This window comes from Caulobacter ginsengisoli, assembly GCF_030814835.1.
Lineage (GTDB): Bacteria > Pseudomonadota > Alphaproteobacteria > Caulobacterales > Caulobacteraceae > Caulobacter > Caulobacter ginsengisoli.
The window spans coordinates 36,906-62,318 of sequence record NZ_JAUSVS010000016.1 but is presented as its reverse complement, the minus strand read 5'-3'; the positions used below and the strand labels follow the sequence as shown (position 1 = coordinate 62,318).

The 25,413-nt window shown below is 69.5% G+C and carries 22 protein-coding genes; 15 read left to right on the top strand and 7 right to left on the bottom strand.

Features of this window, described 5'->3' with window-relative positions; all coding sequences use genetic code 11:
- Nucleotides 1–380 precede the first annotated feature (380 nt).
- Genes QO010_RS23515 through cofE form a run of 6 tightly spaced genes read right to left on the bottom strand, consistent with a single transcriptional unit; the run spans nt 381 to nt 6,874 of the window.
- A complete protein-coding gene (locus QO010_RS23515; protein ID WP_307353156.1) occupies nt 381–773 on the bottom strand; it encodes a MerR family transcriptional regulator in 393 nt (130 codons plus the stop codon).
- Nucleotides 773–1,510, bottom strand: coding sequence for a hypothetical protein (locus tag QO010_RS23510; RefSeq protein ID WP_307353154.1), 738 nt, complete (start codon nt 1,508–1,510; stop codon nt 773–775). The genes QO010_RS23515 and QO010_RS23510 overlap by 1 nt, the downstream gene beginning before the upstream one ends.
- 1 nt (nt 1,511) lies before the next feature.
- A complete protein-coding gene (gene cofH, locus QO010_RS23505; RefSeq protein ID WP_307353153.1) occupies nt 1,512–3,848 on the bottom strand; it encodes a 5-amino-6-(D-ribitylamino)uracil--L-tyrosine 4-hydroxyphenyl transferase CofH in 2,337 nt (778 codons plus the stop codon).
- Nucleotides 3,845–4,480 (bottom strand): 2-phospho-L-lactate guanylyltransferase, encoded by a 636-nt coding sequence (gene cofC / locus QO010_RS23500; RefSeq protein WP_307353151.1) that lies wholly within the window; start codon nt 4,478–4,480, stop codon nt 3,845–3,847. Before cofC ends, cofH begins: the two co-directional genes overlap by 4 nt.
- Nucleotides 4,477–5,433, bottom strand: coding sequence for a 2-phospho-L-lactate transferase (cofD, locus tag QO010_RS23495; protein ID WP_307353150.1), 957 nt, complete (start codon nt 5,431–5,433; stop codon nt 4,477–4,479). Before cofD ends, cofC begins: the two co-directional genes overlap by 4 nt.
- Nucleotides 5,434–5,443: 10 nt before the next feature.
- Nucleotides 5,444–6,874, bottom strand: a complete 1,431-nt coding sequence (gene cofE / locus QO010_RS23490; protein ID WP_307353148.1) for a coenzyme F420-0:L-glutamate ligase — start codon at nt 6,872–6,874, stop codon at nt 5,444–5,446.
- A gap of 145 nt (nt 6,875–7,019) precedes the next feature.
- Between cofE and QO010_RS23485 the strand changes: the two genes are divergently transcribed.
- The 11 genes from QO010_RS23485 to QO010_RS23435 all read left to right on the top strand — a co-directional run bounded on the left by QO010_RS23485 (nt 7,020) and on the right by QO010_RS23435 (nt 20,260).
- Nucleotides 7,020–7,433 carry a Zn-ribbon domain-containing OB-fold protein gene (locus QO010_RS23485; protein WP_307353147.1) on the top strand — a complete coding sequence of 138 codons (414 nt, stop codon included), beginning with the start codon at nt 7,020–7,022 and terminating at the stop codon, nt 7,431–7,433.
- A 9-nt stretch (nt 7,434–7,442) separates the two neighbouring features.
- Nucleotides 7,443–8,585: a thiolase family protein gene (locus tag QO010_RS23480; RefSeq protein WP_307353146.1), complete on the top strand. Its 1,143-nt coding sequence runs from the start codon at nt 7,443–7,445 to the stop codon at nt 8,583–8,585.
- Nucleotides 8,586–8,775: 190 nt separating this feature from the next.
- Nucleotides 8,776–10,032, top strand: a complete 1,257-nt coding sequence (locus QO010_RS23475; protein WP_307353143.1) for an acyl-CoA dehydrogenase family protein — start codon at nt 8,776–8,778, stop codon at nt 10,030–10,032.
- An 11-nt stretch (nt 10,033–10,043) separates the two neighbouring features.
- Nucleotides 10,044–11,249 (top strand): acyl-CoA dehydrogenase family protein, encoded by a 1,206-nt coding sequence (locus QO010_RS23470; RefSeq protein WP_307353141.1) that lies wholly within the window; start codon nt 10,044–10,046, stop codon nt 11,247–11,249.
- A 153-nt stretch (nt 11,250–11,402) separates the two neighbouring features.
- Entirely contained in the window at nt 11,403–12,581 is a 1,179-nt protein-coding gene (locus QO010_RS23465) for an amidohydrolase family protein (RefSeq protein ID WP_307353139.1), read from the top strand.
- A 58-nt stretch (nt 12,582–12,639) separates the two neighbouring features.
- Nucleotides 12,640–13,383 carry an SDR family NAD(P)-dependent oxidoreductase gene (locus QO010_RS23460; protein WP_307353137.1) on the top strand — a complete coding sequence of 248 codons (744 nt, stop codon included), beginning with the start codon at nt 12,640–12,642 and terminating at the stop codon, nt 13,381–13,383.
- Nucleotides 13,380–14,453: a phosphotransferase family protein gene (locus QO010_RS23455; protein ID WP_307353135.1), complete on the top strand. Its 1,074-nt coding sequence runs from the start codon at nt 13,380–13,382 to the stop codon at nt 14,451–14,453. The genes QO010_RS23460 and QO010_RS23455 overlap by 4 nt, the downstream gene beginning before the upstream one ends.
- Entirely contained in the window at nt 14,453–15,469 is a 1,017-nt protein-coding gene (locus QO010_RS23450) for an NADP-dependent oxidoreductase (protein WP_307353133.1), read from the top strand. Before QO010_RS23455 ends, QO010_RS23450 begins: the two co-directional genes overlap by 1 nt.
- A gap of 151 nt (nt 15,470–15,620) precedes the next feature.
- Nucleotides 15,621–16,304, top strand: a complete 684-nt coding sequence (locus QO010_RS23445; protein ID WP_307353131.1) for a FadR/GntR family transcriptional regulator — start codon at nt 15,621–15,623, stop codon at nt 16,302–16,304.
- Between the two features lie 324 nt (nt 16,305–16,628).
- Complete coding sequence (locus tag QO010_RS23440; RefSeq protein ID WP_307353129.1) at nt 16,629–18,872, top strand: TonB-dependent receptor; 2,244 nt, start codon at nt 16,629–16,631, stop codon at nt 18,870–18,872.
- Nucleotides 18,873–18,928: 56 nt separating this feature from the next.
- Nucleotides 18,929–20,260 (top strand): spinster family MFS transporter, encoded by a 1,332-nt coding sequence (locus QO010_RS23435; protein WP_307353127.1) that lies wholly within the window; start codon nt 18,929–18,931, stop codon nt 20,258–20,260.
- Here QO010_RS23435 and QO010_RS23430 read toward each other — a convergent pair whose 3' ends face one another.
- Nucleotides 20,261–21,067, bottom strand: coding sequence for a FadR/GntR family transcriptional regulator (locus QO010_RS23430; protein WP_307353124.1), 807 nt, complete (start codon nt 21,065–21,067; stop codon nt 20,261–20,263).
- A gap of 208 nt (nt 21,068–21,275) precedes the next feature.
- Between QO010_RS23430 and QO010_RS23425 the strand changes: the two genes are divergently transcribed.
- From QO010_RS23425 to QO010_RS23410, 4 genes are read left to right on the top strand one after another with little or no spacing between them, the layout of a single operon-like run.
- Complete coding sequence (locus QO010_RS23425; protein ID WP_307353121.1) at nt 21,276–22,607, top strand: CaiB/BaiF CoA transferase family protein; 1,332 nt, start codon at nt 21,276–21,278, stop codon at nt 22,605–22,607.
- The gene (locus QO010_RS23420; RefSeq protein ID WP_307353117.1) at nt 22,607–23,800 is read left to right on the top strand and encodes a CaiB/BaiF CoA transferase family protein; all 1,194 of its coding nucleotides are present in this window, start codon (nt 22,607–22,609) and stop codon (nt 23,798–23,800) included. The genes QO010_RS23425 and QO010_RS23420 overlap by 1 nt, the downstream gene beginning before the upstream one ends.
- The gene (locus QO010_RS23415; RefSeq protein WP_307353115.1) at nt 23,797–25,005 is read left to right on the top strand and encodes a thiolase C-terminal domain-containing protein; all 1,209 of its coding nucleotides are present in this window, start codon (nt 23,797–23,799) and stop codon (nt 25,003–25,005) included. Before QO010_RS23420 ends, QO010_RS23415 begins: the two co-directional genes overlap by 4 nt.
- A complete protein-coding gene (locus QO010_RS23410; RefSeq protein ID WP_307353113.1) occupies nt 25,005–25,406 on the top strand; it encodes a Zn-ribbon domain-containing OB-fold protein in 402 nt (133 codons plus the stop codon). Before QO010_RS23415 ends, QO010_RS23410 begins: the two co-directional genes overlap by 1 nt.
- The last annotated feature ends 7 nt before the right edge of the window (nt 25,407–25,413 follow it).

Genomic DNA, 25,413 nt, shown 5'->3' with positions numbered 1-25,413 from the left:
TCGCAAGCCATCAGGTCGCAACCATCGACTTGACCCAATCGAAAAGTGTCAGCCATGTCTCCGAACAGGTGTCCGCTATGTCCCCGGGCTGAACACTTGTGCCTAGGATCCCGCGTTCCGTTCGCTGCAAATTCAAAGGGTTAGGATGAGGCGGCGCGACTCCACGGCCTTTCCGCACGTGCGGCGGCCGGCGGGATCCTAGGCACAAGGCCTAGGATGACGAGGTTTGATGGGGCGAGGCTTGCGCCAAGACAAGACTCTGCGGATTTGGCCCCAAATCGGTGAATGTCGATTGGCCCCATGTCAGGTCGATCATGTCAGGCCTCTCATACCGGCGTCCGACGTCACGGGTTTGCAAGCGCAGCCTGACCCAGGGTTCGTCAACGTGCGCCTCGACCCGAGGCCTTCTTCGCGCGGGGTCGCAGACTGGCCAGGGTCTCCTCGACCACCCGGCGCTGGGCGTCCAGCTGGGCCAGCTGATGGGCGCAGGCGTCGGTGAGGCCGTCGATCCGCGCCGCGTGGCCGGCCGCATCGCCGGTTTCGAGCAGGTTGCAGACCTGGGGGATGGACAACCCCACCCGGCGGGCCGTGGCGATGAAGGCCAGCCGCTCCAGCGTGGCGTCGTTGTAGAGGCGCTGGCCGGCCTCGCCGCGCCGGCTGCGGATCATCCCCTGTTCCTCATAGAAGCGGATGGCCCGCAGGGTGAGGCCGCAGCGGGTCGCCACCTCGCCGATCGTGACGGTGCGCTCCGGCGCGCGCAGGGGGTAGAGCATCAATCCATCTCCTTGTTGGACAGGCGCGGGCCGCCGGCGGAATAGTCCCGCTCCGAGCCGTGGCGCCGAAGGCCTTTGCCGGCGATCTCCGGCTGGTAGCTGAAGCAGGCGCCGGGCAGGTTGAGATCGGCGGCCGTGGCGGTCTGGTCGATGTCGATCCAGCGGCCGCGCGCCAGCCAGATCGCCCGCCGCAGCACCAGCCGCGCCTCGGCCTCTTCGGGCGGCAGGGCGGCCAGGGTCCGGCTGTCCAGGCTGGCCATCGGGGTTCCGGCCAGGGCCGGCGGGGCGACCAGGAAGCCGTTGTTGAAGCGCCAGTCGAGAACCCGGACCCCGTCGCGGGACAGGGTGGCGCGCCGGCCCTCGGCGGCGAAGTCCTCAACCTGGGCCTCATAGAGCCGCCGGCCGGGCCGGGCGGCCTGGCCCAGCGCCAGGCCCGCCAGCTCGAACTGGTGGGTGCATTGCCGCCGCGCGTCGGTGTGGCGGTAGAGGTCGGTGGGGTGGGAGCCGACGGCCAGGCCCTTCAAGGCCGTCAGCGCGCCCGAGGCCAGCGGGCAACTGGTCCAGGGATAGCGGCTCGATCGGCCCTCCACCGCCAGGACCTGGCGGCCGTCATGATGCAGGGTGACGCCGAAGCGATGGAAGTCGTCGTCCAGCTCGGCCTCGACCGTCGTGGCGTCCAGCGTCCGCAGCAGGATGGCGCGGTTGAAGGAACCGCCGGGTCGGGCCAGCAGCACCATGTCAGACCGCTTGCAGCAGGCGGCCCGGCGCGCCGTAGAGGGTGGTGCGCCGCCGGGGCTGGCGTCCGGTGGCGAGCACGGCGGCCTCCAGGGTTGCGGCCTGCAGTTCCTGACCGTGGGCCGAGCCGGCCGCCCGGCTGATCGACTCGTTCATCAGCACCCCGCCCAGGTCGTTGACCCCGGCCCCCAGCAGAGCGGTCGCGCCGTCCAGGCCCAGCTTGACCCAGGAGGCCTGGATGTTGTCGATCTGGCCGTGCAGGGCGATGCGGGCGATGGCGTGCATCAGCACCGTCTCGCGCCAGGTCGGACCCCGCCGCGCCCCACCCCGCACATAGATGGGCGACTGCATATGGACGAAGGGCAGGGGCACGAACTCGGTGAAGCCGCCGGTCCTGGCCTGCAGCCGGCGGATGGCCAGCAGGTGGGTCGCCCAGTGCCGGGGGGCGTCCATATGGCCGAACATGATGGTGGCCGTGGTGCGCAGCCCCAGCCGGTGGGCCGCCTCGATCACCCCCAGCCAGTCGGCGGTGTTCAGCTTGTCCGGGCAGATCACCGAGCGGACCTCGTCGTCGAGAATCTCGGCGGCGGTGCCGGGAAGGGAGCCCAGGCCCTCGTCCTGCAGCATTTCCAGGAGCTCGGACCAGGTGAGGTCCAGGGTCCTGGCCCCGTGGGCGATCTCCAGCGGCGAGAAGGCGTGGACATGCATGCCGGGGACCGCCCGCTTCACCGCCCGGCAGATGTCGAGATAGGTGCGGCCCGTATAGCTGGGATGGATGCCGCCCTGCAGGCAGACCTCGGTGGCGCCCCGGTCCCAGGCCTCGCGCACCCGGCCGGCGATCTCCTCCAGCGGCAGGTTGTAGGGCCGGTCGCGGTGGCCGCCCTTGCTGGAGGTCTTGGAGAAGGCGCAGAAGCTGCAGCTGAAGCTGCAGATGTTGGTGTAGTTGATGTTGCGGTTGACCACGTAGGTCACCGTCTCGCCCTTGACCGACCGGCGCAGGTCGTCGGCGGCGGCGACCACCTCGCGGGCGGCCTCGCCCCGGGCGGCGAACAGGGCGGTGAGGTCGGCCGGATCGGGCTCGGCGCCGGCCAGCACCCTGGCCAAACAGCGATCCAGGGCCGGCGAGGACCGGCGCGGCGACAGCGGCTGCGGGCCCAATGGCTGGGCAATCAAACCGGGCGCCGCCAGGGGCAGGCCGGGCGACCAGGCCTCGTCGCGCGCCAGGCTCAGCGAGTCCGACAGGGCCATGGCCGGGCCGCGAACGGCGCGGTCGAGCCAGCGGTCGGGCTGCGACAGCTGCAGGGGCCAGATGGCCAGCCGCTCGGCCAGGTCATGGCCCTCGGCGACGCATTCGGCGCGCAGGGTCTCGATTTCGGGCCAGGGGGCTTCGGGGTTCACGTGGTCGAGGGTGACCGGCGAGATGCCGCCCCAGTCGTTGAGGCCGGCCTCGATCAGGGCGGCCGTGCGGCCAGGGTTGAGGTTGGGCGGCGCCTGGACCCCGACGCTGGGGTCGAGGATCAGCCGGGCCGCGGCGATGGTCCAGACCAGCTCCTCTTCGCCCGGCTCCGGCGCATCGGCCATGCGGGTGCCGGGCTTGGCGCGGAAGTTCTGGATGATGACTTCCTGCAGGTGGCCGTGCCGCGCGTGCAGGGCCTGCAGGGCGAAGAGGCCGTCCAGCCGTTCAGTGCGGGTCTCGCCGATGCCGATCAACAGGCCGCTGGTGAAGGGGACGCCCGCCTCGCCGGCCGCGGCGATGGAGGTCAGCCGCACGGCGGGGACCTTGTCGGGCGAGCCGTGGTGCGGACCGCCCCTGGCGCAGAGCCGCTCCGAGGCGCTTTCCAGCATCAGGCCCATGGAGGCGGAGACCGGGCGCAGCCGCCGATAGTCCTCGGCCGTGAGAATGCCGGCGTTGATGTGGGGCAAGAGGCCCGTCTCGCGCAGCACCCGTCCGGCGACATGCTCCAGATAGGCCAGGGTGGTGTCGAACCCCAGGTCCGCCAGGGCGGCGCGGGCGGCGGGGTAGCGCAGCTCGGGCTTGTCGCCGAGGGTAAACAGCGCCTCCTTGCAGCCGGCCGCCGCGCCGCGCCGGGCGATGCCCAGCACCTCGTCGGGGGTCAGGTAGGGTTTGGCCACGCCGCGCGGGGCCTTGGCGAAGGTGCAGTAGTGGCAGACATCGCGGCAGAGCTGGGTGAGCGGGATGAACACCTTGCGCGAATAGGTCGTGAGGCCGCCGAACGCTTCGTCGCGCACGGCGCGGGCCCGGGCGGTGAGCTGGTCCAGCGGGGCGTCCAGCAGGTACTGCCGCAAGTGGGCTTGGGCCGGCGTCAGGGTGGGGATCATGCGGTGGCCTCCAGCGGAACGAGGGCCCGGCGCAGGACGGCGGCGCTGCGGGTGGCGCCCGCCTGGAGCAGGCGCTCCAGGTCCTCGGGGCGGTCGATGTCCAGGCCCAGCGGTCCGGACTCGATGATGTGCAGGGGGCGATCGGCAGCCCGCGCCGCCGCCAGGTGCCGCCGGAAGCTGTCGGGTCCGAACATCAGCGGCAGCTCGACGCCGGCGGGCAGACCGATGGCGCCGGTGCCGTCGTCGGCGCGCGAGGGGGCCAGAACCACCGCGCCGCCATGGATGGCCTGGACGGCTTGCTCCAGGTCTTCGGAACCGATCAGCGGCAGGTCGCCCGGCAGCAGCAGCACCGGCGTGTCGGATGCCTGCGCCCGCCGGCCGGCGGCGAAGGCGGCGTTCAGGCCGAAGGGCTGATGCTCGAGCAGGGTCCGCGCGCCGTGATGGGCGGCCAGGTCGGCCAGCTCCAGGGTCGGGGTGATGACGGTGACCGCCCCGACGGCCGTGGCGGCCTCGAGCATGTCCTCCAGCATGGCCGCCACCAGGGCCTGGCGGTCGCGGCGGCTCAGCACCCCGGCGCAGCGCGACTTGGCCAGCGGGCCGCCCCGGACGGCGATGACCAGGGCGACGCTCATCCCGCCCTCGCCCGCGATTGGCTCAGGGTGGCCGCGAAGGCCAGGGCGTCGCGGGCCAGGCGGCGGCGGTCGTCGTCGCTCCGCATGACCGAGGGGACGGCCAGGGCCCGCACGCCCAGGGCCTCGATCGTCGGGACGGCGCCGGCGTCAGCCGTGTCGACGACCAGGCCATCGATCAGCCCGGCATAGTGGCGGGCCACGGCTTCGACGCCGGGTTCGACGCCCAGCTCGGCCATCAGCTTGGCGGCCGGGCCTTTCAGCGCCTGGCCGGCGACGATGGGCGAGACCGCGACGATGGGGGCGGCGGCGTGTTGCAGGGCCTCGCGGACCCCGGGGACGGCCAGGATCGGATCGATGCTGAGATAGGGGTTGGACGGGCAGATCACGATGGCCGTCAGGTCCGGCCGGGCCAGGGCGGCGGCGAAGCCGGGGGAGGGGGCGGCCGTGGCGGCGCCCTGGTAGCGGACCCGGCGCACCACCGGGGCGCAGCGCTCGCGGACGAAATAGGGCTGGAAGGCCAGCTCGCCCGTGTCGGTGAGGAGGTGGGTGCGCACCGGCTGGTCGCTCATCGGCACGATGCCGGGCTTCAGGCCCAGGGCCCGGGCCAGATGCGCCGTCACCGCCGACAGGCTGTCGCCGGCCGCCAGGCGCCGGGTGCGCTCGACATGGGTGGCCAGGTCGTGGTCGCCCAGCTGGAACCAGGTCTCGCCGCCCAGCCGCGCCAGGGCCGCCATGAAGCCCCAGGTCTCGCCGGCCAGGCCCCAGCCGCGCTCGCGGTCGGCCAGGTCCGACAGGGTGTAGAGGACGGTGTCGATGTCCGGGCAGACGGTCAGGCCCAGATGCTCGAAGTCATCGCCGGTATTGACCGCGATGGTCAGGTCGGCCGCCTCGGCCGCCAGCCCGAAGGCCAGCTTGGCGCCGCCGACGCCGCCGCAGAGGGCCAAAACGCTCATCGGAGGACGCTCATCGGAACAGGTCCTGGTCGAGGGGGCGCAGGATCTCGCCGATCCCCTGGTTTTCCGCCGGCTCATAGGTCGCGCCGCTGACGACGGCGACGGGCACGCCCTCGGCGGCCTCGCCGATCACCAGCGAGGCGGCGGCGGCGATCTCGTCGGCGACGCCGGTGACGGTAGCCTGCAGCACCCGGCCGAACAGGTCGCTCTCGCCGCGCCGGTCGCGCAGGGGTTTGAGGCCCGAGACGCCGATGGCGGTTCCCGTCGTGCCCATCCGCCAGGCCCGGCCCAGGCTGTCGCTGATGACCACCGCCAGTCGAACGCCAAAACGCCGCTGCAGCGCCTCGCGCAGGACGGCGGCGCTGTGGTCGGGATCGACGGGCCAGAGCAGGGCGGTCTCGCCCTCGTCATGGGCGACATTGGACTGGTCGATGCCGGCGTTGGCGGCCACGTGGCCGAGGCGATGGCGGGCGATGACCACGCCAGGCGTCACCCGCATGACCTCGCTGGATTCGGCCCGGATCAGTTCGACCATCGCCGCATCCCGGCCGGTTCGCTCGGCGTCGGCGATGGCTTCGGCGCCGGGCGTCACGGCGGCCAGGCGGACGGTCCGACCCTCGGCCTTGGAGACGATCTTCTGGGCGACCACGACGACATCGCCCTCGGCCAGTTCGACGCCGCCGGCGATGATGGCCTCGCCGATCAGGACGGCCAGATCGTCTCCGGGGGCGATGTGGGGCAGGCCCGGCACCGGCCGCACGCTCAGGCCCATCGCCGTGACGGGGGCGTCCTTGGGCTTGCCGGTGATGCGGATGCCGGCCTGGTTGATTTTGTAGCGGCGGTTGATCTGGATGATCAGCGAGGTCATCGCCTCGGCGGCGGCGGAATTGGCCAGGGGCCCGACATGCCAACTGCGCAGGCCGATGTCGGCCAGCAGGGCCCGCACTGTCTCGGCCGCCTCGGCGTCGTCGGCGGCGACCAGCACATCGGCGTCGATCGCCCCGCCCGCGGCCAGCTTCTCGGCCCCGATGGTCTGCAGGGCCGAGACCACCCGCACCGTCTCGCCCAGGGCCTGGGCCGCCTCGACCGCGGCGGCGCCGGCGGCGGGCAGCTGGACCGTGCCGACCTTGGGCGGGCGCAGGGGGACGGTGGTGTCGACGAATATCTTGCCGGCCACGGCCTCGCGGACCTGGGCCAGAGTCTCGGCATGGGCGGCGTAGGGCACGGCCAGCACGCAGATCTCGGCGCGCGCGGCGGCTTCAGCGAGGCCGGCGCCGCTGATGGCGATGTCCGGATAGAGGGCGGCGAGGCCGGCGGCGGCGTCCCGGGCCTTGGCGGCGTCACGCGAGCCGACCACCACGGTCCAGCCCGCCCGGGCCAGACGCATGGCCAGGGCCGAACCCAGGGCCCCCGTGCCGCCAAGAATTGCGATACTCGCCACGCTCTCCCCTTGTCCCAGACCCGCCAAAAAGCGGTCGCGCGGGTTTCCTCCCGCCTTCTGTCGGATGACTATAGACTCTGATCATAATTATGATCAACTATGCAAAATGACATCGGCTCCGAAGCCGGGATTCGAGGAGGAGACCATGGGTGAGACCCCCATCGCCGAAGGCCTGTTCGAGGTCGTCGACGGCGCCCCGCGCCTGATCGGCGGGCGGCGCAAACGCGACGGAATCACCGTCTTCCCCATGCCCGCCGGTCCCGAGGGCCGGCTCTATGACCCCGTGCGCCTTTCCGCCGAGGGCACGCTCTGGTCGTTCACCGTGCAACGCTTCCGGCCCAAGTCGCCGCCCTATGCCGGGGCCGACGACGAGGCCAGCTTCCGGCCCTTCGCCATCGGCTATGTCGAGCTGCCCGGTGAGGTGATCGTCGAGTCCAGGCTCGAGGTCGACGACTTCGCCGCCCTGCGGGTGGGCCTGCCCATGCGCCTGGCCCTGGCCCCCTTCGCCCTGGCCGGGGGCGAGACCGTCACCAGCTACGTCTTCCGCCCCGCTGCCTGAGAGAAAGCCATGACTGACGTCCACATCATCGGGGCCGGCATCCACCCCTTCGGCCGCCATGACGAGATGAGCGGCCTGGACCAGGGCGTGTTCGCCGTCCGCCAGGCCCTGGCCGACGCCGGGCTGGCCTGGGAAGACATCCAGTTCGCCTTCGGAGGCTCGGCCGCGGCCGGCAATGCCGACGCGGCCCTGCCCCGGCTGGGCCTGACCGGGGTGCAGTTCATCAACATCGCCAACGGCTGCGCCACCGGCGGCTCGGCGCTGCTGTCGGGCTACTGGGCGGTGAAGTCCGGTGAGTTCGACATCGGGGTGGTGCTGGGCTTCGACAAGCATCCGCGCGGGGCGTTCAACGCCGACCCGGAGGCCTCGGGCCTGCCGCGCTGGTACGGCCAGGTCGGCATGATGCTGACCACCCAGTTCTTCGCCAACAAGATCACCCGCTACATGGACCTGCACGGCATCACCCCCCGCTCCCTGGGGCTGGTGGCCGAGAAGGCCTACCAGAACGGGGCCCTGGCCCCGCATGCCTGGCGCCGCACGCCGGTGGACTTCGAGACCATCATGAGCTCGCAGATGCTGTCCGACCCGCTGACCAAGTTCATGTTCTGCTCGCCGGCCGAGGGCGGGGCGGCGCTGATCCTGGCCTCGGACCGCAAGATGCGCGAGCTGGGCCTCAAGGGTCCCAAGATCCGAGGGGCGGCGGTGCGCACCCGCGGCGAAGGCTCCTTCGAGGTGTTCGCGCCGTCGCTGAACATCACCCGTGGCCCTTCGCCCACCCAGACCGCCTCCAAGGCGGCCTACGAGATGGCCCAACTGGAGCCCAAGGACGTCGATGTCGCCCAGTTGCAGGACACCGAGTCCGGGGCCGAGATCATGCACATGGCCGAGAACGGCTTCTGCGCCGACGGCGAGCAGGAGCAGTGGCTGGCCGAAGGCGCCACGAAGTTGGGCGGCCGGCTGCCGGTCAACACCGACGGCGGCTGCCTGGCCTGCGGCGAGCCGATCGGCGCCTCGGGCCTGCGCCAGGTCTACGAGAACGTCCAGCAGCTGCGCGGCCGGGCCGAGGACCGCCAGGTCGAGGCGGCTCGCATCGGCTACAGCCAAGTCTATGGCGCTCCGGGTCTGTCCGGCGTGGTGATCCTGGAGGCCTGACCCCCCACAGGTTTCGGCGGGCGCCCTCCCAATCGTTCCGTCGCGACTGCGCCGCCCGCGGCTGGCTCTTCCGAGAGGGCCGCGGGCGGCGCCCTTTCGCAAATCCGCTAGATTATGATGACAATCATGATAAATAAGACGACCAAGAACCGCCGCATGGGAAGCGGCGGCGGCCAGGTGGGAGCCCGGGATGTTTTTTGAGCACAGCGACGAGACCAAGCACTGGGTCGGCAAGGTCCAGCAGTTCCTGGACGATGAGATCTATCCCAACGACGCCCTCTATCACCGGCAGGAAGCCGAGGGCAGCCGCTGGAAGGCCGTGCCGATCGTCGATGAGCTGAAGGCCAAGGCCAGGGCGGCGGGCCTCTGGAACTTCTTCATGCCGCCGCACAGCGGCCAGACCCATGTCGACGACAGCTTTCAGTTCGAGGGGGTGCAGCTCAGCAACCTGACCTTCGCCGCCATCGCCGAGCAGCTGGGCAAGATCGGCTGGGCCAGCGAGGTGTTCAACTGCGCCGCGCCCGACACCGGCAATATGGAAGTGCTGATGCGCTACGGCACGCTGGCCCAGAAGGAGCGCTGGCTGCGCCCGCTGATGAACGGCGAGATCCGCTCGGCCTTCCTGATGACCGAGCCGGCCGTGGCCTCCTCGGACGCCTCCAACATCCAGACCAGCATCGTCCGCGACGGCGACGACTATGTGATCAACGGCCGCAAATGGTGGTCCTCGGGCGTCGGCCACCCACGCTGCGACGTCTATATCCTGATGGGCAAGACCGATCCGAGCGCCCGCACCTACGGCCAGCAGTCGATGCTGCTGGTGCCGGCCAACACCCCGGGCATCACCATCGAGCGCATGCTGCCGGTATTCGGCTACGACCATGCCAGCCATGGCGGCCACGGCCAGGTGCTGCTGGAAAATGTCCGGGTCCCCGTCCAGGACGCCCTGCTGCTGGGCGAGGGCCGAGGCTTCGAGATCGCCCAGGGCCGCCTCGGCCCCGGCCGCATCCACCACTGCATGCGCATCATCGGCTGCGCCGAGATGGCGCTGGAGAAGATGTGCAGGCGGCTGCTCAGCCGCCGGGCGTTCGGCAAGCAGCTCTCCGAGCATTCGATCTGGGAGCAGCGGATCGCCGAGGCCCGCATCGATATCGAGATGTGCCGGCTGCTCTGCCTGAAGGCCGCCTGGATGATGGACACGGCCGGCAACAAGTCGGCGCGCGGCGAGATCGCCATGATCAAGGTCGCCGCCCCGCGCATCGCCTGCAAGATCATCGACGACGCCATCCAGGCCCATGGCGGGGCCGGGGTGACCACCGATTTCGGCCTGGCCGAGCTCTACGCCAACAACCGCATCCACCGGCTGACCGACGGTCCGGACGAGGTGCATGCCCGCACCGTGGCGCGGATGGAGCTGGGCCGCTATCCGGCGCCGGCCTCGGCCTGAAGGAGGCTGGCATGGGCATGGAGACAGCCGCGGAACAGGCCTTCCGACAAGAGGTCAGGGCCTTCCTGGCCGAGAAGCTGACCCCCGAACTGGCCGCCGCCGCCGCCCGCCAGGCCGGGGTGTTCGCCGACGGCGAACTCAGCCGCCGCTGGCACCGCATCCTCTACGAACAGGGCTGGGTCGCCCCGGCCTGGCCGAAGGAGCACGGCGGGCCGGGCTGGACGCCGCTGCAGCGCTTCATCTTCGACGACGAATGCGCCCGGGCCGGCGCCCCGCAGATTCCGGTGATGGGCCTGCAGATGTGCGGTCCGGTGATCATGCGCTACGGCACGGCGCAGCAGCAGGCCTTCTTCCTGCCGCGCATGCTGTCGGGCGAGCACTACTGGTGCCAGGGCTACAGCGAGCCGCAGTCGGGCTCGGACCTGGCCTCGCTGCAGACCCGGGCCATCTGGGAGGGTGACGACTACGTGGTCAACGGGACCAAGATCTGGACCACCCACGCCCAGCACGCCAACTGGATGTTCCTGCTGGTCCGCACCTCGGTCGAGGGCAAGGCCCAGGGGGGCATCAGCTTCCTGCTCACCCCAATGGACGCCCCCGGGATCAGCGTGCGGCCGATCATCAGCATTTCCGGCGAGCACGAGGTCAACCAGGTCTTCTTCGACGACGTCCGCATCCCGGTCGCCAATCGGCTGGGCGAAGAAAACGCCGGCTGGACGGTGGCCAAGCATCTGCTGGAGTTCGAGCGCGGGGCGGGGGCTTCGGCCAGTCGCCTCAGCCGCATGCTGGACCAGGCCCGGATCATCGCCGGCCGCGAGCTGAGCGGCGAAGGCTCCAGCCTCTGGGAAGACGATTCCGACTTCCGCGCCCGCTTAAACGCCCTGCGTATCGAGGTGGCGGGCCTGGCCCATGCCGAGGCCCAGGCCGCCGCCCAGCTGTCGGCGGGCAAGGACATCGGTTCCACCGCCTCGCGGCTGAAGCTGCAGGTCTCGACCCTGCAGCAGCGGGCCACCGAGCTGACCCTCGAGGCGCTGGGCGCCTATGCCGCGCCCGACCAGCGGGGCGCCCTGGGCTATGGGGCCAATGGCGAGCCGATCGGTCCCGCCCACGCCGTCACCCCGACCGCCCGCTACCTCAACACCCGCGCCGCCACCATTTACGGCGGCTCCAGCGAGGTGCAGCGCAACATCCTGGCCCGGGCGCTCCTGGGGTCGTGAAAACGCCCTGCCGCCGCTTTTTCGATTGCAATCAATAATAATCATCATCATAAATAAACACGACACAAACAGCCCATCGGACGACACCTGTCTGTCGCCGCGTCGGGCTCAAAAAACAGCCCGCCCGCTCAGGGCCTGACGGAGGAAACCGACGTGAACGCGCTCGTCAAAGAGTTCAAGGTGATCGACACCGACACCCATGTCATCGAGCCCTATGACCTGTGGACCTCGCGGATTTCCACGAAGAAGTTCGGCGACAAGGTCCCCCACGTGAAGTGGGACCCCAACATGAACGAGGACGCCTGGTTCTTCGGCGCCGACCGCACCGGCGCGGCCGCCGGCGCGGCCATGGCCGGCTGGCACGAGTATCCGCCCAAGCGCCCCCAGCGCCTGGAGCAGGTCGATCCCGGCCTCTACAACAACCTCGCCCGCCTCAAGAAGATGGACGAGTGCGGCATCTGGGCTCAGGTCCTGTATCCCAACGTCGCCGGCTTCGGGGCCGGCCGCTATCTGGCGCTGGGCGACCAGGAGCTGATGCTGGCCTGCGTCCAGGCCTATAACGACTGGCTGACCGAATGGTGCAGCGTCGCCCCCAAGCGCCTCATCGCCCAATGCGCCCTGCCGTTCTGGGACATCGAAGCGACGATCAAGGAAATGACCCGCTGCGCCCGCATGGGCCACAAGGGCGTGGTCATGTGCGGCGAGCCCGAGCATTTCGGCCTGCCCAAGCTGACCGACCCGCAATGGGACCCGCTGTGGGCCGCCGCCCAGGAGATGGGCCTGCCGATCAACTTCCACATCGGCACCGGCGACATGTGGTATTTCGAGATGATGCACGAGAGCATCGGCCGGCATGCCGCCTTCGCCTCGATGGGCGCCCTGTTCTCCATGGACAACGCCAAGGTCATCTCGCAGATCACCTGCGGCGGCGTCTGCGAGAAGTTCCCCAAGCTGAACTTCGTGTCGGTCGAGAGCGGCGTCGGCTGGCTGCCCTATCTGCTGGCCGGCCTCGACTACCAGTGGCTGAACTGCGGGGCCCACAAGGAAAACCCGCACATGAAGCTGCTGCCCAGCGAGTATTTCAAGCGCCAGGTCTACGGCACCTTCTGGTTCGAGAAGGCGACGCTGAAGCCGGCCATCGACATCATCGGGGCCGACAACATCCTCTACGAGACCGACTTCCCCCACCCGACCAGCATGTACCCCGGCCCGGCCACCTCGGCCCAGTTCCCCGCGGACTATATCGAGGAGGTCTTCGTCGGCATCGACCGCAAGGACGTCGAGAAGATCCTGCACGGCAACGCCGCCCGCATCTACCACCTGGAAGACTGATCCCGGCGGCCGGGCTTCGGCCCGGTCGTCCCCTCAGACGAACCAAACGGGAGGCGGGGTGAGCGACTATTTCGACATGTCCGGCAAGGTGGTGCTGGTCACCGGCGGCAGCCGGGGCCTGGGCTACGAGATGGCCAAGGCTTTCGCGCGACAAGGCGCCGACCTGATCATCGCCAGCCGCAAGCTGGACGCCTGCGAAGCCGTGGCGGCCGAGATCCAGGCCATGGGCCGCAAAGCCCTGGCCGTCTCCTGCCATGTCGGCGAATGGGACGCCCTGCCCACCCTGGTCGAGGCGGCCTACGACAGGTTCGGCAAGGTCGATGTGCTGGTCAACAACGCCGGCATCGCCCCGACCGCCCCCAGCTCGCTGGAGATCACCGAGGCGCTGTTCGACAAGACCGTGGCCATCAACTTCAAGGGCCCGTTCCGGCTCTCGGCCCTGGTCGGCGAGCGGATGGTGGCGGCCGGCAGCGGCTCGATCATCAACATCAGCAGCACCGCCGCGGTCGTCCCGGGGCCGGCCTATCCGGTCTATGCCGGGGCCAAGTCGGCGCTGAACATCATGACCCGCTGCCACGCCTTCGAGTTCGGCCCCAAGGTGCGGGTCAACGCCATCATGTGCGGACCGTTCTGGACCGACATCGCCAAGGCCTGGCGCGAGGAAGCCGACCGCACCTCCAAGGCGGCGGCCAAACGGATCGGCCGGCCGGAGGAGATCGCCACCACCGCCCTCTACCTGGCCAGCGACCAGTCCAGCTTCACCACTGGGACCATCATCCGCCTCGACGGCGGCGACCGATGAGCCTGAAGGGAAAATACCTGGGCGCGGTGGCCGAGATGCGGCCGCAGCATCGCCTCGACGTGGCGCGGCTGGAGACCTGGCTGGCCGGCGCGGTCGCCGGCTTCAAAGGCCCGCTCAATATCCGCCAGTTCGAGGGTGGCCAGTCCAACCCGACCTACCTGCTGGAGACCCCCGACCGGCGCTACGTCCTGCGCCGCAAACCGCCCGGCGTGCTGCTGCCCTCGGCCCATGCGGTGGACCGCGAGTTCCGGGTGCTGAGCGCCCTGGGCGGGGCCGGCTTCCCTGTGCCCGAGGCCCTGGTGCTTTGCGAGGACGACGACGTCATCGGCTCGATGTTCTACGTCATGGCCCATGTCGACGGGCGCATCTTCCTCGACTGCACGATGCCGGACCTGTCGCGGGACGACCGCGCGGCGGCTTTCGACTCGGCCAATGAGACCCTGGCCCGGCTGCACAGCCTGGACCTCGAGGCCCTGGGCCTCACCGACTACGGCCGACCCGGAAACTACTTCTCCCGCCAGATCGGCCGCTGGACCAAGCAGTACCAGGCCTCGCAGACCAGCGACATTCCCGAGATGGACCGGCTGATGGAGTGGCTGCCCGGCGCGGCGCCGACCGATGAGACAGCCAGCCTGATCCACGGCGACTATTCCTTCCACAACCTGCTGTTCCACCCCACCGAGCCGCGGGTGGTGGGGGTGCTGGACTGGGAGCTGTCGACGACGGGCCATCCGCTGGGCGACCTCTTCTATCACGGCATGGAATGGTACCGGCCGGCCGGCAGCGACGCGCGCGGCACGCTGAAGGACGCCGACCTCGAGGCTCTGGGCGTGCCCAGCCTGGACGCCTATGTCGCCCGCTACTGCGAGCGGACCGGCCGGCCGCCGGTCGAGAACCCCGGCTTCTACCGCGCCTACAACCTGTTCCGCGTCGCCGCCATCATCCAGGGCATAGCCGGCCGGGCCCGCGAAGGGACCGCCGCCACCGCCGACGCCGCCGCCCAGGCCGACCGGGTCGCGCCCCTGGCCAGAGCCGCCTGGGCCGAGGCCCAGAGTGTGGGCGCGGTCTGATGGCTGAAACCTTCCATCAATGGACACTCGCCGCCCGGCCGCTGGGCCGGGCCCTGGCCGAGACCGATTTCGACCTTGAGCTCGCCCAGCTCCCCGAGCTGCGCGATGGCGAGGTGGTGGTCCGCACGCAGTGGCTGGCCTTCGACCCGGCCCTGAAGGGCTGGATGGAGAACATCGCCGGCTATGTCGACGCCATGGCCATCGGCGATCCCATGCGCGGCTCTGGTCTGGGCGAGGTGGTCCAGTCGCGCCATGCCGACTTCGCGCCGGGCGACATCGTTCACGGCCCGCTGGGCTGGCGGGAGATGGCGGTGGTCGACGCCGCCCTGCTGGCCAGGGTCCCGGACGGGACGCCGCCGACCGCCTCGCTGGGCGTGCTCGGCACGACGGGCCTGACCGCCTATCTGGCCCTGGTCGAGATCGGCAAGCCCAAGCCCGGCGACACCGTGGTCATTTCGGCCGCGGCCGGGGCCACCGGATCGGTGGCCGGCCAGATCGCCAAGCTGGCCGGCTGCCGGGTCATCGGCCTGGCCGGCGGTCCGGAGAAATGCGCCTGGCTGGTCGACGAGCTGGGGTTCGACGCCGCCGTCGACTACCGCAACGACAAGGTCCGCGCCCGGCTGCGCGAGCTCTGCCCCGACGGCATCGACGTGATGTTCGACAATGTCGGCGGCGAGATCCTCGACGACTGCCTGGCCCGGCTGGCCGTGGGCGCGCGGGTGGTCATCTGCGGCGGCATCTCGCGCTACAATTTCGATCCCCGCGACGCCGGACAGATGCCGCCCGGACCGCGCAACTATTTCAACCTGGTCTTCACCGGCGCGACCATGCAGGGCTTCCTGCTGCCCCGCTACGAGGCGCAGATTCCCCTGGCCCGGCGGCGGCTGACCGACTGGGTCGGCTCCGGCGCCCTGCGCTACAAGGAAGACATCCAGACCGGTTTCGAGAACGCCCCGCGCACCCTGATGCGGCTGTTCGAGGGGCGGAACTTCGGCAAGCAGCTCCTGCGCCTTTGACCTATCCCAAATAAGGGCAATTGCTCTTGTGGTTTAGATCTATGACGATGATCATCCCGATCTCGACAGGATTTCCAAGGCGGTCTCCGTGCCCAGACGAACCCCAGCCAGATCATCTCCTGTCCGGCGAAATCTGAAGACCGCCGAGATCGTGGCGTTGGAGATCGTGCGCGACATCGTCGATCACGACCTCCAGACCGGCGACCGCCTGCCACACGAGCCGGAGATGCTGGCCCAGTACCGGGTCAGCCGCTCATCCCTGCGCGAGGCCCTGCGGCTGCTGGAGACCCAGGGGCTGATCGCCATCCGGCCCGGGGCCGGGGCCGGCACGGTGGTCGGCGAGGCGGCGCCCAGCAACCTGGGCCGCACCCTGACCCTGTATCTGCACATGTCGGACGGCACCTATGACGACCTGCTCAAGGCCTGGATGCTGACCGAGCCGCTGCTGGCCGGCCTGGCGGCGGCCAATCCGGATCGCGAGTGGGTCAGGGAGGTGATGGAGCCCTTCCTGGCGACCCATGACGGCGGCCCCCAGCGCGACATTCCCTCGGGCCTGGCCTTCCATGACGCCGTCGCCGAGTTGTCGGACAACCGGACCCTGGCCCTGACCCTGCGCGCCATCGGCTTCATCGTTTCGGACCACGTGCTGATGATGAAGGACCGCGACGGCCTGGAGACCTTCATCGTCGACGACCACTGCGGCCTAGCCCAGGCGATCATCGACGGCGATTCGGCCCTGGCCCAGCGGCTGATGGCCGAACATGTCCGCCATGTCGTCGATGATTTCCGCGCCTTCTGGCCGCGGCGGGTGGGCCAGCGCGTCACCTGGCGCTGAGCCGGCGGAGCCTTTCCGCAAAGGTTGTGGATCGTCCGCGCAAGCGGCGTCGGCAGGCCTGCAAATTACCATGATAATCACCAGTAATCTGAGTTTTCGGCCCTCCGGCGGCGTTGACAATGATAGAGATTATCATCATGATCTCGTCACAAACAAAAACATAAGACGAATTGGGAGGAGAGCGCGGGCGGGTCAGAACCACTAGGATTTTCAGTCCTTTGCGGTATGCCCTCTTTGATCTCTCGGATGCGCGTTGCGTGGTCCGGGCACGCTTTGGTGTGCCTGGGCGCCAGACAAACATAACGACAGCGAGGGAGGGGAAACATGTCTCGCAAGACCCAACTGAAATACGGCATGCTCTGTGGCGGAGCGACAATGGCCCTGGTCATGGGGCTGGGACTGCCGGCCCTGGCGGCCGACGCCGAGCCCAAGCCGGCCGACGCCACCGTCTCGGAAGTGATCGTCACGGCGACCAAGCGCGAGGAAGCGCTGAGCAAGGTCCCCGTCGCGGTCAGCGCCTATTCCGGCGACCAGATCCAGGCCGAGCGGATCACCAATTTCGACAGCCTGTCCTCGGCGGCCCCCGGCCCGACCTTCGTGCCGATCTCCGGGGCCAGCGGCTCGCAGGTGCAGATGCGCGGCCTCTACGCCTCCGATGACTCGCCGGCCTTCGACACCCCGGTCGGGGTGTTCATCGACGACGTCTATTACGGCTCGGTGGCCTCCTTCTATCCGGACTTCTTCGACGTCCAGCAGATCGCCGTCCTGCGCGGACCCCAGGGCACCACCTTCGGCCGCAACACGGTCGGCGGCGCGCTGCAGATCACCAGCAACAAGCCCTCCTTCGACGGCTTCTCCGGCGTGACCAACCTGACGGTGCGCAACTTCAACGGCCTGGAAGGCGACGGCTATTTCAACGCTGCGTTCAGCGACAGCCTGGCCGGCCGCTTCGCCTTCGGCTTCAAGGACGTCGACGGCTACCAGCACAACATCACCAACGACACCAACCTCAACGACAAGAAGGTCTGGAGCGCCCGGGCCTCGCTGCGTTTCCGTCCGACCGACGACCTGGATGTGCTGGCGTCGCTGACCTACACCCATGAGGACTCCAACGGCGACGGTCCGGTTCTCTACGGCCAGGGCGCGCTGATCGCCTCGCTCAAGGCGATTTCCAACGATCCGCACGACGTCTTCGTCGACGACGACGGGCAAACCAAGCGCAACGTCTACAACGGCTTTATCCGCGTCGACTGGGACAACCCGTTGGGGACCTTCACCTCGATCTCGGCCTATCGCCGGCTGAACTCGCTCTATGTCGAGGACATCGACGGCAGCCCCCTGCGGATCGCGCCCGACAAGGACGACCACAACCGCGAAAAACAGTTCAGCCAGGAATTCCGGCTGACCTCGCCGTCCGGCCAGCCGCTGGAATGGATCGCCGGCCTCTATTTCCTCAAGCAGTCGACCTTCCGCTCGGAGACCTACACCTTCGGCGGCCTGGGGCCCTGGCGCATCAACACCCTGACCGCCGGCGCGACCCAGCGGCCGACCATCTCGGGCGATATCGATACCTTCAGCTACGCGCCGTTCGCCGAGCTGAAGTGGAATATCAACGACCAGTGGGCCCTGACCTTCGGGGCCCGCTACACCCACGACGAGAAGAAGAACCACACGGTCCAGGGCCCGGCCTCGGTCTTCTTCGGGGCGGCCAAGGACGTCAAATCCGAGGAGACCTGGAACGCGGTGACCCCGCGCGCCATCCTCGCCTTCAAGCCCAACGAGGACCTGTTCTTCTACGCCAGCGCCTCGACCGGCTTCAAAAGCGGCGGCTACAACTACGCCGCCGCGACGGTCATCCAGGCGACCACCCCGCTGCTGCCGGAAAAGAACGTCACCTACGAGCTGGGGGCCAAGACCTTCTTCTTCGACCGGCGGCTGTCGGTGAACCTGGCGCTCTACAAGAGCAACACCAAGGACCTGCAGGTTCGCTCGCTGGTCGGCGCGACCCTGATGTCGACCAACGCCGGTGAAGCCGAGACCAAGGGGCTGGAACTGGAAGTGGCGGCCAAGCCGTTCGACGGGGCCAATATCGGCTTCAACTACGCCTACACCGACGCGACCTATGCCTCGTTCAAGGGCTGCGCGGCCGGCGGGGTGGACTGCACGGGCAACCAGATCCCGTTCACGCCGCGCAACGCCCTCAACGTCTTCGCCCAGTACACCTGGGACCTGGACTCGGGGGGCAGCTTCACCGCCAGGGTCGAGGATCGCTGGGCCAGCCACTACGAACTGACCCCGCAGAACAACCTGTTCCTGATCCGCGACAAGACGGCCCGCAACGGCTGGATCAACGCCTTCCTGACCTATGAGCCGGCGGAGGGGAACTGGAAGGTCCAGGCCTGGGGCCGCAACCTGGCGGACAAGACCGCGGTCACCTTCGGCACCAACTACTTCTTCTACCTGCTCACCAACACCGAGGCGACGGTGGGCGGACTGACCGAGGCCGACCGCACCTCGGTGACTGAACCCCGGACCTATGGCGTCACCCTGACCTATAGGTTCCAGTAGCCTGACGGCGGCGCGTCCCCCGACGCGCCGCCGCTTTTTTCCCCTCGGAGGAATCGGTGAAGACCACCGCCACGGGCCTGAACACCACGACACGTCAGGCCGCGATCGCCCTGGCGGTGCTGTTTGTCGTGGCGCTGTTCAACTATATCGACCGCTCGATCGTCTCGATCCTGCAGGAGCCGATCAAGAAGGATCTGGGCCTCAGCGACGCCCAGCTGGGCGCGATCACCGGTCTGTCCTTCGCCCTGTTTTACACCACCCTGGCCCTGCCCATCGCCCGGCTGGCTGACCGCACGGTGCGCAAGCGGCTGATCGCGGTCGCCTTCGCCACCTGGAGCCTGATGACGGCGCTGAGCGGCCTGGCCACCAGCTTCCTGATGCTGGTCGGTTTCCGGGTCGGCGTGGCCCTGGGCGAGGCGGGCTGCGTGCCGGCCAGCCACTCGCTGATCTCCGACTATTTCCCCCAGCGCCGGCGGGCCACGGCCATCGCCATCTGGGGCCTGTCCCTGCCGCTGGGCACCATGCTGGGCTTCGCGTCCGGCGGCTGGCTGGCGGCGCATTTCGACTGGCGCCAGGCCTTCCTGACCGTCGGGCTGGCAGGCGTGGCCCTGTCGGGCTTCGTGCTGCTGCTGCGCGAGCCCAAACGCGGGCAGTTCGACACGGGCCTGGCGGCCTCGGATGAGCCGATGCCGCTCAAGGCGGTGATCGGCAAGCTGTGGAGCCTGCGCTCATTCCGCTGGCTAGCCCTGGGCGGGGCGCTGCACGCCTATGCCCAGCACACCATGGTCAACTGGAACGCCCCCTTCTATGCCCGGGTCCATCACCTGACGATCGGCGAGATCGCCCTGGCCCTGGCCCTGCTGTTCGGAGTCGGCGGCGGGCTGGGTCAGTTCGTCGGCGGCCTGCTGGTCGACCGGGCCGGACGCCACGACCGGCGCTGGTATATGTGGCTGCCGGCCCTGGCCTCGCTGCTGCTGGTCCCCGCCGCCCTGGCGCAGTATTTCGTCGCCGACCCGAAGGTCTCGCTGCTGATCGGCGTGATCCCGGCCATCCTGCTGAACGTCTACCTGGCCCCCATCGTCGCCACGGCCCAGACGCTGGTCCCCTCGCGCATGCGGGCCTTCACCTCGGCCACCCTGGTGATGATCGTCAACATCCTGGGCCTGGGCCTGGGTCCGGTGGTCACCGGGGCGATCAGCGACCTGCTCAGCCAGCAGTATGGCCTGGGGCCGGACGCCCTGCGCTACGCCATCTCGACCTGCCTGGTCGCCAGCCTGGCGGCGTCCTGGGCCTTCTACCGCTCGGCCGCCCACCTGCCGGCCGAGATGTCGGCGGCGGACGAGGCCCAGGCGGTCCCGGCCCTCAACCCGGCGGCGGAACCGGCATGATCAGCGCCACTGGACCTTTTCGCCGACCCGGCGCGGCCAGTAGGCCTTGAAGTCCTCGACGACATGCTCGACATGCGCCGCCATCAGGTTGCGGGCCAGCTGCGGCTTGCCGTTCATGATGGCCTCGGCCACCGCCCGGTGATCGTCGACGATCTGGTCTTCCAGCTGGTCGCGCGGGGCGGTGTTGAGGATGTGGTCGGCGACGATAAAGCCGATGGCCTGGAAGTTCAGGTTCAGCACCCGATTGCCGGCCAGGTCCGACACCACGTCATGAAAGGCCAGGCCCGCGGGGATGCGGCGCATCTCGCCATGGCAGGTGTCGGCGCCCTCGAGGAAGGGCTCCATCGCCGCCTTGACCCTGGCCCGGTCGGGATTGCGCGCGGCCAGCTCGGCCAGCATCGGCTCGGTCATCATCCAGGCGTTGAGCAGCTCGTCATAGGTGACGCCGGACATGTGCAGATACAGCGTCATGGTCCGGGCGAAGTTGCCCGGCAGCACCTTGCCGACCACCGTGCCCGATCCGGGACCGGGTCGGATGGCGATCAGGCCCTGGACCTCCAGCAACCGCAGCGCCTCGCGCAGGGACGAGCGGCTGACCCGGTACTGGATCAGCATCTGGGCTTCCAGCGGCAGCCGGTCGCCGGCCCTCAGGCCCTGGTTGACGATGTCGCGGACGATGTCGAGCGCCACCAGCTCGGAGGTCTTCAGGGTCCGGCGCGCCGCCTCGCCCGACCAGGTCAGGTGACGCACGCCGTCCTCGCCTTCAGCGCCCCCGCCGTTCCGCCGTCTCGTGCGCCGTTCGGCCATGGTTGCTCCCAATCCCGGCGAGTCCGCTCGCCCCCTCCTTAATCAAGGAAACGACAGCGAAATTCAATCACCGGACGCGGCGCCCCGATTGACATCGCGCGGCCAGAGATCATAATCATGATTATAATAGACCGCGCTTATCCAAGCCCGCACAGGACCGACGATAAGCCGGCATGAGGAGGAGCCCCGCCTCGGGGAAACGACAGCCTTGTCCAGCACCGCCGACACCCTGCGCCGCTCCGGCGTTGAACCTTATCCAGACCCGCGCCGTCGTCCCGGACTGCGCAGCGGGCCGCTGTCGGGTGTCCGGGTGGCCGATTTCTGCTGGATGGGAGTGGGCGCCTGCGCCACCCGGCTGCTGGCCGACTTCGGGGCGCAGGTGATTCGCATCGAGGACCGCAACCGGCTCGACATGCCGCGCCGCCTGCCGATCTACAAAGGCGAGGCCCGCACCTATGGCGAGGAAGACGCCAATCCGGACCCCAACAAGGGCGGGCTGTTCAACAACTACAACCGCAACAAGCTGGGCGTGACCATCAACATGCGCGACCCGCGCGGCCGCGAGCTGGCCGACCGGCTGATCGCCGCCTCCAGCGTGGTGACCGAGAATTTCGCGCCCGGGGTCATGGAGCGCTGGGGGCTGACCTATGAGCGGCTGCGGGCCCTCTCGCCCGAAGTGATCTATGGCCGGATGAGCGGCTTTGGCCATACCGGCCCGCACGCCGAGCACCGCAGCTACGGCCCGGTGGTGCAGGCGGTCAGCGGCCTCTCGCACATCAGCGGCCTGCCCGGCGAGGAGCCCTCCGGCTGGGGGCTGTCCTACATGGACAACGAGGCGGCCTTCTTCAACGCCGCGGCGCTGATGATGGCCATCTACAGCCGCAACACCACCGGCAAGGGCTCGGAGATCGACGTCTCGGCGGTGGAGGCCGGCATCAACCTGCTGGGCCCGCTGCTGCTGGATGTCAGCGTCAACGGCCGCTCGACCCGGGGCCCGGACTTCCCGCCGGGCAATCGGCTGGAGGATCCCAACGCCGCCCCGCACGGGGTCTATCCGTGCCTGGGCGAGGACCGCTGGATCGCCATCGCCGTGTTCAATGACGCCGAATGGCTGGCCCTGCGCACGGCGATGGGCGAGCCCGCCTGGGCGGCCGAGGCCCGCTTCGCCAGCCAGACGGCCCGCTACGCCAACCAGGACGAGTTGGACTCGCGCATGGCCGGCTGGACCGCCGGCCAGGACCGCTTTGTCCTGATGCACCGCCTGCAGGCGGCCGGCGTGCGGGCCGGCGCCGTGCAGACGGCCGAGGATCTCAATGAGACCGACCCGCAGATCGCCCATCGCGGCACCTTCTTCGAGATGGACCATCCGGTGATCGGCGAGGCGCGGTTCGAGGGCACGCCGATCCGGTTTTCCTCGGTGGTCCAGGACAACTGGCGCTCGGCTCCGCTGCTGGGCGAGGACAACGGCTACGTCTTCCAGAACCTGCTGGGCCTCACCGCCGACGAGGTCGAAACCCTGACCGCCGAGGGGGTGCTGTGATGGCCCCGCCCTATGCCGGCCTGCGGGTGATCGAGCTGTCCGACGATCCGGGCGGCGACCATATCGGCCGGTTGCTGGCCGAGATGGGGGCGCTGGTGATCAAGCTGGAGCCGCCGGGCGGCTCGCCCGCCCGGGCGGTCGGCCCCTTCGCCGGCGGGGTGGTGGGCCCGGAAACCAGCCTCAACTTCCGCTTCTACAACGGTGACAAGCAGAGCGTCGTGGCCGATGTCGCCACGCCCGCCGGCCTGGCCGTGCTGCACGGCCTGTGCGCCGACGCCGACATCTTCATCTCGACCCTGCAGCCGGCCGCCCTGGCCGCCATCGGCCTGGACCTGGAGGCGCTGCGAGCCGCCAATCCCTGGCTGATCGTACTGTCGGTCACCGCCTTTGGCCTGACCGGTCCGTGGGCGGACTATAAGAGCAGCGACCTGGTGGCGCTGGCGGCGGGCGGGCCGCTGAACAGCTGCGGCTACGACGATCACTCGATCCCGCCGATCCGGCCGGGCGGCAACCAGGGCTATCACAGCGCCGCCAGCTTCGCCCATATCGGCCTGCTGCTGGCCCTGCTGGAGCGGCAGCGCTCGGGCGTCGGCCAGCTGGTCGATGTCTCGATGCACGAGGCCTGCGCGGTCAATATCGAGCTGGCCAACCCCTACTGGTTCTATCCGCGCATCAACGTCCAGCGGCAGACCTGCCGCCACGCCCAGCCGTCCCCGACCCAGTCGGCCCTCTTTCGCTCGGCCGACGACCGCTATGTCTATTTCGCCCTGATCCTCTCCGACCCCAAGGCCTGGGCCAGCCTGGTGGACTGGATGGAGGAGAAGGGCATGGCCGCCGACCTGGCCGATCCGGCCTATGCGGACCTCGCCTATCGCCAGGCCCAGTTCCCCGAGATCCAGTCGCTGGTCGAGTGCTTCTTCCTCATCCAGACGGCGGAGGAGGCCTATCACGAGGGCCAGGCCCACGGTCTGCCGATCGGGGTGCTCAACGCCCCCGAGGACCTGTTCGAGGACGAACACCTCAAGGCCCGCGGCTTCTGGGTCGAGGTCGAGGAGGCCGACGGCGCCCGGGTCAAATATCCCGGCCCGTCCTACGTCTTCTCCGCCTTCGCCGCCGTCCCACGCCGCCGCGCGCCGATGCTGGGCGAGCACACGGACGAGGTGCTGGCTCGGCTGTCGGAGGCCGGATCGTGACCGTGCTTGACGACGATATGGCCTTCGCCGGCCGCGACCGCACGGCGGTGGTGGGCATTGGCCAGACCGAGTTCAGCCGCGACTCCGGCCGCAGCGTCCTCTCCCTCGCCACCGAGGCCTCGCTGAAGGCCATCGCCGACGCCGGCCTGACCGTGGCCGATATCGAGGGCATCGTCCGCTGCGGCGACGACACCGTGACCCCGCCCACCCTGGCCGCCGCCCTGGGCGCGGCCAACCTGACCTACTGGGCCGACACAGGTCCCGGCGGGGTGGCGCCCTGCATGATGATGGGGCTGGCCATGGGGGCGGTGCTGTCGGGCCAGGCCAAGGCGGTGCTGGCCTTCCGCTCGCTGAACGGCCGCTCGGAATCGCGGCTGGGGGCGGGGGTGCAGCGCACGGGGGCCGAGGTCTCCGGCGGTGCCGGCTCCTATGACGAGTTCTTCGTGCCCTACGGCCTGATGACCGCCGGCCAGACCTTCGCCCTGATGACCCAGCGCCACATGCTGGACTATGGCACCACGGCCGAGCAGCTGGGGGCGGTGGCCATCGCCTGCCGCGAGCACGCCCAGCTGACCCCGCACGCCCAGATGCGCGGCAAGCCGCTGGCGATGGACGACTATCTGGCGGCCCGGATGATCTCCACGCCGCTGCGCCTCTTCGATTTCTGCCTGGAGTCCGACGGGGCCTGCGCGGTGGTGATCACCTCGGCCGAGCGGGCTCGCGACCTGCCCCGTCCGCCGGTGCTGATCCGGGCGGTGGCCGGCGGCTCGCCCCGCGATCACCGGGCCGGGATGATGTTCCCGGCCGTCACCCGCCACGACATGACCGAGCTGGGCGGCCGCCGCGCCGGCGAGGTGCTGTGGAACCGGGCCGGAGTCGGTCCCGGCGAGGTCGACATCGCCCAGCTCTACGACTGCTTCACCATCAGCGTCCTCCTGCAGTTGGAGGCCTACGGCTTCTGCGGCAAGGGCGAGGGCGGGCCGTTCGCCGCCAGCGGGGCGATCCGCCGGGGCGGCAGCCTGCCGATCAATACCGGCGGCGGCCACCTGTCCGAGGGCTATGTCCACGGCATGAACCACATCGTCCAGGCCGTGCGCCAGCTGCGCGGCGAGGCGGACATGCAGGTCGAGGGGGCGGAGCTGTGCCTCTGCACCGGCGGCCCGCTGCCGATCGGCTCCAGCGTCCTCTTCCGCAAGGCCGCCTGATGGCCGGTATCCTGCCCAACACGAATGACCGCGAGACCCGGGGCTTCTTCGAGGCGGCGGCGGAGGGTCGGCTGGTCTATCGCGCCTGCGACGACTGCGACCACGCCCTGCATCCGCCCACGGCCCACTGTCCCTATTGCGGCGGCTGGAACACCGCCTGGCGCACCTCGGCGGGCAAGGGCCGGCTGCATGCCTGGACCACCATCGCCCACCAGATCCACCCCGGCTATCCGGCCCCCTTCACCCTGGTGGTGGTCGAGCTGGAAGACACCCCGGACGTGCGGCTGATGGGCCGGCTGGACGGCGCCCCGGACCTCACCCCCGGCGAGCCGATGGACGTCTGGTTCGAGACCCTGGCCGACGGGGTCGTGTTGCCACAGTGGCGCCGCGCCGGCGCATGATCGGGAT

Excerpts from the sequence above, each read along its gene's own strand:
- QO010_RS23450 (WP_307353133.1), top strand. The coding sequence starts at position 14,453 with ATGGCTGAAACCTTCCATCAATGGACACTCGCCGCCCGGCCGCTGGGC.
- QO010_RS23510 (WP_307353154.1), bottom strand. The coding sequence starts at position 1,510 with ATGGTGCTGCTGGCCCGACCCGGCGGTTCCTTCAACCGCGCCATCCTG.
- QO010_RS23410 (WP_307353113.1), top strand. The coding sequence starts at position 25,005 with ATGGCCGGTATCCTGCCCAACACGAATGACCGCGAGACCCGGGGCTTC.
- QO010_RS23515 (WP_307353156.1), bottom strand. The coding sequence starts at position 773 with ATGCTCTACCCCCTGCGCGCGCCGGAGCGCACCGTCACGATCGGCGAG.
- QO010_RS23455 (WP_307353135.1), top strand. The coding sequence starts at position 13,380 with ATGAGCCTGAAGGGAAAATACCTGGGCGCGGTGGCCGAGATGCGGCCG.
- QO010_RS23440 (WP_307353129.1), top strand. The coding sequence starts at position 16,629 with ATGTCTCGCAAGACCCAACTGAAATACGGCATGCTCTGTGGCGGAGCG.
- cofC (WP_307353151.1), bottom strand. The coding sequence starts at position 4,480 with ATGAGCGTCGCCCTGGTCATCGCCGTCCGGGGCGGCCCGCTGGCCAAG.
- QO010_RS23430 (WP_307353124.1), bottom strand. The coding sequence starts at position 21,067 with ATGGCCGAACGGCGCACGAGACGGCGGAACGGCGGGGGCGCTGAAGGC.
- QO010_RS23470 (WP_307353141.1), top strand. The coding sequence starts at position 10,044 with ATGGGCATGGAGACAGCCGCGGAACAGGCCTTCCGACAAGAGGTCAGG.
- QO010_RS23420 (WP_307353117.1), top strand. The coding sequence starts at position 22,607 with ATGGCCCCGCCCTATGCCGGCCTGCGGGTGATCGAGCTGTCCGACGAT.
- cofD (WP_307353150.1), bottom strand. The coding sequence starts at position 5,433 with ATGAGCGTTTTGGCCCTCTGCGGCGGCGTCGGCGGCGCCAAGCTGGCC.
- QO010_RS23485 (WP_307353147.1), top strand. The coding sequence starts at position 7,020 with ATGGGTGAGACCCCCATCGCCGAAGGCCTGTTCGAGGTCGTCGACGGC.
- QO010_RS23475 (WP_307353143.1), top strand. The coding sequence starts at position 8,776 with ATGTTTTTTGAGCACAGCGACGAGACCAAGCACTGGGTCGGCAAGGTC.
- QO010_RS23480 (WP_307353146.1), top strand. The coding sequence starts at position 7,443 with ATGACTGACGTCCACATCATCGGGGCCGGCATCCACCCCTTCGGCCGC.
- cofH (WP_307353153.1), bottom strand. The coding sequence starts at position 3,848 with ATGATCCCCACCCTGACGCCGGCCCAAGCCCACTTGCGGCAGTACCTG.